Raw genomic sequence first — 7392 nt, 5'->3', positions numbered from 1 at the left:
GTCACAGGCGGGTGAACGCCGGCCGACCAGGCCACCCGCGCCCGCAGCATGAACGAGCCCGGCACCCACCACCCCTCCCCTCGTAGCCCGCCCAGCAGTGACCCCAGCCCAGCACACAGCCGCGCCCGGCAACGCACCCGCCACCACCCCGGCCGCGAAGCCGCCGGGCGCTCAGCCGGCGCAGACCCGCACCCCTGCGCCCGCGCGCATGCCGCGCACGTGCCACGCGACCGCGCGCAGGGAGAGACCCGCAGGACACCGCAGCCCGCAGGACACCGCAGGCAGACCACGTGCGCGCCGCCGACACACCGTGCGCGGACACCGCGGACCGCGCGCCCGCCGGGGAGCCGCCGGGTGCTCAGGAGAGGGCGAGCCAGGCGACCCCGGCGAGGACCGCGACCACGGCCACGATCCCGACGATCAGGCCGATGCGCGGCCCGGACGAACCGGAGGAGGCCGCCGCGGAACGCGTCTGCGGGCCGGCCTCGTCGACGAAGGCACGGAACATCTGGGTGTTCCCCGCAGGGTCCTGCTGACCCTCGGGACCCTGGGGTGCGTGGGGGTTGTGAGCCATGGAGCAGGACCCTAGCGAACCCGCCCCGCACGGCACAGCCCCGCCCCGCACCCCGGTCTCCCGCAGTCCCGCCTCCTGCCGGCCGGGGCCCGGCTTGGCACGCAGCAGACCGATGCTTTGTGGATTGTTTGCCTCGCATGCCCGGATTGAACTTGCCTTCAGCAACCAATCTTCCGTATGGTGGTTGCCCTGAGCAACGATATGGAGGGAGCGGGAGCCGTGCCGCCCACCGAGCAGAGCCGGCAGTACCGGGAACTGGCCCGGCAGTTGCGCGCCGTCGGCGTCGTCAACCGCGAGCTGGCCCGGCGGCTGCCGGCGGACTGCCCGCCGGCCTCGGCCGGGCTGCTCACCCTGCTGCGCCGGCACGGCGCCATGCGGATGAGCCAGCTCACCGAGCTGCTCGCGATCGATCTCTCGGTGACCAGCCGCCATGTGGCGCACGCCGTCGAGCGCGGCTGGATCGAACGGCTCCCCGACCCGCACGACGGCCGCTCCCGGCTGCTCCGTCTCACCGGAAGCGGCGAGCGGCTCCTGGACGAGCTCTCCGAGCTGGCCACCGAGTCCCTGGCGGAGCACCTGTCCGGATGGACCGCCGACGACGTGGCGACGCTCAACCGGCTCCTCGAACGCCTCATCGCGGACTTCGGGGAGTGCCGCCCCCGCCCCGTCGCCGTCACCCCCTCCTCCCACCCGGCCGACAGCAGCAAGTGACGTAAGGAAACGCATGGCCACCTCCACGCGCTCCGGCGTGCGCGACCCCGACGGCGGCGGGCACGAGCCCCGGCGCGGCGCCCACACCCTCCGGAAGGGCGCCGGGCGCGACGCCGCCTCCCGGACCGGGCCCGCGGCGCCGCACGATGCCGCAGCCCCGAAGACCTCCACCGGGCCGGCCGCGTCCCCGGCCGCGCGTTCCGCAGACTCCGGGGCCACGGAGACCCCGACGATGACGCACCGGCAGATCATGGAGGCGCTGTCCGGGCTGCTGCTCGGCATGTTCGTCGCCATCCTGTCCTCGACGATCGTCTCCACCGCCCTGCCGCGGATCATCGCCGACCTGGGCGGCAGCCAGAGCGCGTACACCTGGGTCGTCACCGCCACGCTGCTCACGATGACCGCGACGACGCCCCTCTGGGGCAAGCTGGCGGACCTGACCAGCAAGAAGATGCTGGTCCAGACGGCCATCGTGATCTTCGTGCTGGCCTCCGCGGGCGCCGGACTCGCGCACGACACCGGGACGCTGATCGCGTTCCGCGCCGTGCAGGGCATAGGCATGGGCGGCCTGACCGCCCTGGCGCAGATCATCCTGGCCGCGATGATCTCCCCGCGGGAGCGCGGCCGTTACAACGGCTACCTCGGTGCGACGTTCGCCGTCGCCACCGTCGGCGGGCCGCTGCTGGGCGGCGTGATCACCGACACCGGCTGGCTGGGCTGGCGCTGGTGCTTCTACGTGGGCGTGCCGTTCGCCGTGCTCGCCCTGGTCGTGCTGCAGAAGACGCTGCATCTCCCGGTGGTGAAACGGCAGGGCGTGAAGATCGACTGGCTGGGCGCCGGCCTCTTCGCCTCCTCCGTCTCGCTGCTGCTCATCTGGGTGACCCTGGCCGGCGACGACTACGCCTGGCTGTCCTGGCAGACGTACGCCATGGTGGGCGGCTCCATCCTGCTGGCGCTGCTCTTCGTCCTCACCGAGAGCCGGGCCCGGGAGCCCATCGTGCCGCTGCGGCTCTTCCGCAACCGCACGATCTCGCTGGCCTCCCTGGCCTCGCTCTTCGTCGGCGTCTCGATGTTCGGGGCGACGGTCTTCCTCGCCCAGTACTTCCAGCTCGCGCGGGGCGAATCCCCCACGGTCGCCGGGCTCATGACCATCCCGATGATCCTCGGTCTCTTCCTCTCCTCCACCGTCTCCGGGCGGATCATCACCCGGAACGGCCGCTGGAAGGCCTGGCTCACCGGCGGCGCCGTCCTGCTCGTCGGCGGGCTCGGCCTGCTGGGCACGATCCGGCACGACACCCCCTACTGGCACGTGGCCGCCTTCATGGCGCTGCTGGGCCTCGGCGTCGGCATGCTGATGCAGAACCTGGTGCTCTGCACCCAGAACCAGGTCGACGTGCGGGACCTGGGCGCGGCCAGCTCCGTGGTCACCTTCTTCCGCTCGCTGGGCGGCGCGGTGGGCGTCTCCGTGCTGGGCGCGGTGCTCGCCGAGCGCATCTCCGGGTACGTGCGGGAGGGCCTGGCCGAGCTCGGCGGTCCGGCCCGGGGCGCGGGCGGCGGCGCCCAGGGCGGCATCCCCGACCTGGCGGAGCTGCCCGGGCCGGTGCGCACGGTCGTGGAGAGCGCGTACGGGCACGGCATCGGCGACATCTACCTCTACGCGACCCCGATCGCCGTGGTGGCGCTGGTGCTGGTGCTGCTGATCAAGGAGGTGCCGCTGCGCACCCGGTCGGGGATCCAGCAGGGCGACGACGCGGAGCGCGCGCAGCACGAGGAGAAGACCGGGACGCGGGCCGAGCGGGAGGCCGCCCCGGCGCCGGCCCCCGGAGGGGCCCGCGCCCGCTGACCCGCCGCGGGCCGGGGCCCACCGGGAGCCCGGGCACACCGGGAGCCGGGGCCCCGCGGTCCGGCCGCCGGCTCGCCGGGGCCCGGGACCCCCGCGGTCCGAGGCGGGCCGGGGCGGCACGGGCGCCGACCCCGGCTCACCCCCGCGTGAACGGCGCCCGGTAGGGGCGTGAACGGCGAGGACGCCGCGCTCCCCCACCCCGGCGCGCACGCCGCGACGGCCGCACCGCACCATGGGGCCTGAACGGCGGGAGCAGGACCCGCCGGCGGCCCCGGCGCGGGAAGGCGGCCCGGCAGCGGTCCTGCACGACGGAAGGAAGCTGATGGCAGGCGTACGTGCGCAGATCCGGACGGGGGACGGCCGGGCGTTGCCGCATGCGGTGCTGACCGTGACGGACGCCGACGGCGCCCGGGTGCTGCGTGCGGAGGCCGACGGCGACGGCGCCGTACGGAGCGAGGAGGCGCTGCCCCCGGGCCCGTACACGGTCGTCGCCACCGCCCTCGGCTATGCGCCGGAGGCCGTCACCGCCCAGGCGCCCTCCTCCGGCCGTGCCGAGCTGGGCACCCTGGTCCTCGCCCGGCAGGAGGACGCGGCGGAGCTGCCCCCGCCCGGGGTGTGGACGATCGACCCGGGGCACTCGCGGGTCGCGGCGACCGCGCAGCACCTGGGGATCTCCAGCGTGCAGGGACGGTTCACGGACTTCGGCGGCCGCGTCGAGATCGCCGGGGAGCCGGAGGAGTCCCTGGTGGAGGCGGTGATACGGGCGGAGAGCATCGACACCGGCAACGCGCTGCGCGACCGGCACATCCGCTCCGCCGACTTCCTCAACGTCGCCGAGTACCCGGAGATCACATACCAGGCGACCGGGGTGGAACGGACCGCCCGGCAGGACCGCTGGACCGTCCGCGGGCGGCTGGCGATGCACGGGCTGGTCCGGGACGTGCCGCTGGACCTGCACTACCTGGGCACCGGTCCGGACCCGTGGGGCGGGGAGCGGGCGGCGTTCCGGGCCACGGCCGAACTCCGGCGGCACGACTTCGCGATGACGTACAACCAGGTGGTGGCGGCCGGCATCGCCGCCATCGGCACGACCCTCAAGGTGGAGCTCGACATCCAGGCCGTGCGCGGGGAGTCGCTGCCCGAGGGGTGACGGGCCGGCGTGCGCGCCGCTGCGGTACTAGCCGGTGCCGTCCCGCGTCAGCGCGCGCAACTCGGCGACGGCCCGCTCCCGTTCGCCGTCCGGGAGCTGTTCCAGATGCAGCCGGACGCGCTCGCTCCAGATGTCCCGCTCGGCCGCGGCGAACCGGGCCGGGCCGGAGACGTCCGCGAGCGCCGTCGCGGTGTCCTCCAGGCGCCGGGCCCAGAACGACCGGGCCTGCGGGTCGCCCCGCCCGAACCAGCACACCAGCTCCTCGAACAGCTCCGGGTCGGACCGGCCGCCCCAGGTCGCCCGCACCACGGCCGCGCCGCCCAGCGCGGCGGCATCGGTCAGTTCCGGTCTCTCCATGCTCCGACTCTCCCGTGCCTCTCCCGCAACCGTTCCGTTCCGTGCTGCGCACCCGTACGCGCCCGCGAACCCGTCGGCGCCGCGGCCGTCGCCACGGGGCGCTCCCGACCGTAGCCGCTCGGCGGGCGCGGCACAGGGCGAACGGGCACCCCGGGTGCAGAGTTGGCCGGGGTGGACGCGGCCGGGACGGACCCGGGACGTACCGGGCCCGGTGTCCGGGGATGGCGGTTTATGGACCGATGGCACGCGGAAGCGACATGATTCCGGCCGTCTTGCGCACGGCTCGTATCGTTCCCTGCGCTGCGTGTGACGAACCGGCGTGGTTCACCAGGCGTTGACCCCGCTGGTCGCCGGGGCGCCGTAGGGCGCCACTGGCATATGACCCTGCACATCCCGCCACTGCTTCAATACGCAACGTTACCGAATCTGATCGGTCGATGTGCATCGCCTCTCGTTTGCCGCCAGACTCACGACCGCAATCCGTCACACCAAGCGGAAGGTACGTCACCATGCGTCATCCTGTGCGGCTCTCAGCGGTGATCCCGCTGCTGACCGCGGGCACGCTCCTCGGACTCTCCGGCACGGCCACCGCCGCGCCGACAGCGCCGACAGCGCCTGACTCGCTCTACGCCCCCTCGGCGCTGACGCTCACGGTCGCCGAGGGCACCGACGCGGCCACCGCCACGCCACAGCGTGCGGTCACGCTCTCCTGCACTCCCACCCCGACCGGGACACATCCCGACCCGGCCGCGGCGTGCGCCCGGCTGCGCGCGGTGAACGGGGACTTCGCCGTGCTGGGTGACGAGGCGACCGGCACCGCCTGCCCGATGATCTACGACCCGGTGGTCGTGACCGCCCAGGGCGTCTGGGAGGGCAAGCGGGTGTCCTACGAGCGCACCTACGCCAACTCCTGCGTCCGGAGCGCCGAGGGCACGGCCGTCTTCGCCTTCTGACCCCGCCCACCGGGCCGGTCCGGCCACCACGGGCCACCAGACGTCCCGCTGCGCAGCCTCCCCGCCGCACGGGACGGGCCTGCCACGGCCCAGCCGGGGGCGGAGGAGGAGAACCCCCCGTTCTCCTTCCCGCCCCCGGTCCTTTCCGGACGGTCCGGTCCGGACGGTCCGGTCCGGACGAAGCCCGCGCCGGCGCCCCTGCCGGAAGCCGGCCCGGAGGTGTCCCGCCGGAAGCCGCGCCGGAAGCCGGCCCGGACGCGTCCCCAGGTGGCCCGGCACGCGGCCCCCCGCGGACCCGGCCCTCGTGCCCCCGGCGACGCCCGCCCCGCGGCCCCGGATGCCCCGGACCCGGAGTCTGCGCCGCCCGCCCTTCTCGACCGACTGGAGCAGCCATGACCTCGATCTTCCGCCGCGTCCTCGGTGCCGACTTCGACCGGCTGCACCCGCGGCTCCAGCGCCGCTTCTCGGTGGGGCTGGAGAGCGGGGAGGCGTGCATCGGGCGCGGCACGATGGACCGCGTCTGGCAGGGGCGGGGCTTCGTGCGGCCGTTCCTGGCCCTGGGCTCGACCCGCAACATCCTGGTGCCGCGCGCCGGCCGGGACGTGCCCTTCACCATCGAGAACGTGCCCTACCGGGACGCGTACGGCCGGGAGACGGTCACCTTCGTGCGGACCTTCGCCTTCCCCGGCGGGCCGCGCCGGTTCGACGCCACGATGATCCACAGCCCGGAGCGCGGCTGTGTGGTCGACTACCTCGGCACCCACCAGCATCTCGCCAGCGAGCTGCACTTCGCCGTGGACGACGAGGGCGCGCTGCTGATCCGTTCCGGGGAACACCGTTTCCGTGAGGGCCCGGTGGACGTCCGGGTGCCGGAGCTGCTGGGCGGTGAGGCGGAGGTGCGGGAGTCCTGGGACGAGGACGCCGGGCGGTTCCGGGTGCGGGTGCGGGTGGCCAACCGGCGGTTCGGCCCGCTCTTCGGCTACGAGGGGTCGTTCGCCGCGGAGTACGTGCCGGCCGCGCGGCGGGCGGTACGGGCGGGGCTACGGCCGGTGCGGGAGGAGGCGCGGGCATGAGCGGTGCCCGCACGGGGTCCGCGGGCGGCGGCTCGGCGCGGGGCGGGGACACCCGGCGCCGGCTGCTGGAGGGTGCGCTGCGCTGCCTGACCGAGCAGGGCATCGCCGGCACCTCGGCCCGTACGGTCGCCGCCGCGGCCGGCGTCAACCAGGCGCTGGTCTTCTACCACTTCGGCAGCGTCGACGAACTCCTCGCCGCGGCCTGCCGGTACGGCGCCGAGCAGCGGGTCGCCGCCTACCGTGAACGGCTGGCGCAGGTCGGGACGCTCGCCGAACTGCTGGCGCTGGGCAGGGAGCTGCACGCCCGGGAGCAGGCGGACGGCACCGTGGCGGTGCTGGCGCAGCTCCTGGCCGGCGCGCAGGCCGACGCGCGGCTGGCGCCCGCCACGGCGGCCGGGCTCGGCCTGTGGATCGCCGAGCTGGAGGAGGTGCTGGTGCGGGTGCTGGCGGCCTCGCCGCTGGGGGAGTTCGTGGATCCGGCGGGGGCGGCGCGGGCGGTCGCGGCGTCGTTCGTCGGTCTGGAGCTGTACGAGGGGGTGGACCCGGAGGGGGGCGCCCGGGCGCTGGCGGCCCTGGAGCAACTGGCCGCGCTGGCCGCCGTGCTGGACGAGCAGGGGCCGGTGGTGCGCCGCGCCGTACGGGCCGGGCTGCGTCGCGGGACCGGACAGCGGGCCGCCTGGCCCCGGCCGGCACCGACCTGGGCGACGTGCTCATCGACGAGCTGGTCCGGC

General features: G+C 75.1%; 8 protein-coding genes. 6 read left to right on the top strand and 2 right to left on the bottom strand.

The genetic code is table 11. The annotated features are described in order from the left end of the window. Window positions 1-358: 358 nt before the first annotated feature. Window positions 359-574, bottom strand: coding sequence for a hypothetical protein (locus tag HOY81_RS26390; protein ID WP_237323224.1), 216 nt, complete (start codon window positions 572-574; stop codon window positions 359-361). Between the two features lie 201 nt (window positions 575-775). On the opposite strand from HOY81_RS26390, the gene HOY81_RS26385 reads away from it, so the two are divergent. From HOY81_RS26385 to HOY81_RS26375, 3 genes are all read left to right on the top strand, one after another. Next, a complete protein-coding gene (locus tag HOY81_RS26385) occupies window positions 776-1285 on the top strand; it encodes a MarR family winged helix-turn-helix transcriptional regulator (protein WP_237323226.1) in 510 nt (169 codons plus the stop codon). A 232-nt stretch (window positions 1286-1517) separates the two neighbouring features. After that, window positions 1518-3128, top strand: a complete 1611-nt coding sequence (locus HOY81_RS26380; RefSeq protein ID WP_237323225.1) for an MDR family MFS transporter — start codon at window positions 1518-1520, stop codon at window positions 3126-3128. A gap of 322 nt (window positions 3129-3450) precedes the next feature. Continuing rightward, window positions 3451-4278, top strand: coding sequence for a YceI family protein (locus HOY81_RS26375; RefSeq protein ID WP_237323223.1), 828 nt, complete (start codon window positions 3451-3453; stop codon window positions 4276-4278). 27 nt (window positions 4279-4305) lie between these two features. Here the strand turns inward: HOY81_RS26375 and HOY81_RS26370 are convergent, their stop codons facing one another. Further along, the gene (locus tag HOY81_RS26370) at window positions 4306-4635 is read right to left on the bottom strand and encodes a hypothetical protein (protein WP_237323222.1); all 330 of its coding nucleotides are present in this window, start codon (window positions 4633-4635) and stop codon (window positions 4306-4308) included. A 509-nt stretch (window positions 4636-5144) separates the two neighbouring features. Here HOY81_RS26370 and HOY81_RS26365 point away from each other — a divergent pair. The 3 genes from HOY81_RS26365 to HOY81_RS26355 form a co-directional block, all read left to right on the top strand. After that, entirely contained in the window at window positions 5145-5588 is a 444-nt protein-coding gene (locus HOY81_RS26365; protein WP_237323221.1) for a subtilase-type protease inhibitor, read from the top strand. Between the two features lie 392 nt (window positions 5589-5980). Continuing rightward, entirely contained in the window at window positions 5981-6661 is a 681-nt protein-coding gene (locus HOY81_RS26360; RefSeq protein ID WP_237323220.1) for a DUF4166 domain-containing protein, read from the top strand. Next, on the top strand, window positions 6658-7392 hold a 735-nt coding region (locus tag HOY81_RS26355), incomplete at its 3' end, for a TetR/AcrR family transcriptional regulator (RefSeq protein WP_237323219.1). The genes HOY81_RS26360 and HOY81_RS26355, both read left to right, overlap by 4 nt.

This window comes from Streptomyces sp. JJ36 (assembly GCF_021696945.1).
In the GTDB taxonomy this organism is placed as follows: domain Bacteria; phylum Actinomycetota; class Actinomycetes; order Streptomycetales; family Streptomycetaceae; genus Streptomyces.
Note: the sequence above shows the minus strand (reverse complement) of the source record. Positions and strands in the feature narration are given on the sequence as shown.

What these genes read in the sequence shown, in the direction of transcription:
- HOY81_RS26390 (WP_237323224.1), bottom strand. Translation starts at nt 574, where the DNA reads ATGGCTCACAACCCCCACGCACCCCAGGGTCCCGAGGGTCAGCAGGAC.
- HOY81_RS26385 (WP_237323226.1), top strand. Translation starts at nt 776, where the DNA reads ATGGAGGGAGCGGGAGCCGTGCCGCCCACCGAGCAGAGCCGGCAGTAC.
- HOY81_RS26380 (WP_237323225.1), top strand. Translation starts at nt 1,518, where the DNA reads ATGACGCACCGGCAGATCATGGAGGCGCTGTCCGGGCTGCTGCTCGGC.
- HOY81_RS26375 (WP_237323223.1), top strand. Translation starts at nt 3,451, where the DNA reads ATGGCAGGCGTACGTGCGCAGATCCGGACGGGGGACGGCCGGGCGTTG.
- HOY81_RS26370 (WP_237323222.1), bottom strand. Translation starts at nt 4,635, where the DNA reads ATGGAGAGACCGGAACTGACCGATGCCGCCGCGCTGGGCGGCGCGGCC.
- HOY81_RS26365 (WP_237323221.1), top strand. Translation starts at nt 5,145, where the DNA reads ATGCGTCATCCTGTGCGGCTCTCAGCGGTGATCCCGCTGCTGACCGCG.
- HOY81_RS26360 (WP_237323220.1), top strand. Translation starts at nt 5,981, where the DNA reads ATGACCTCGATCTTCCGCCGCGTCCTCGGTGCCGACTTCGACCGGCTG.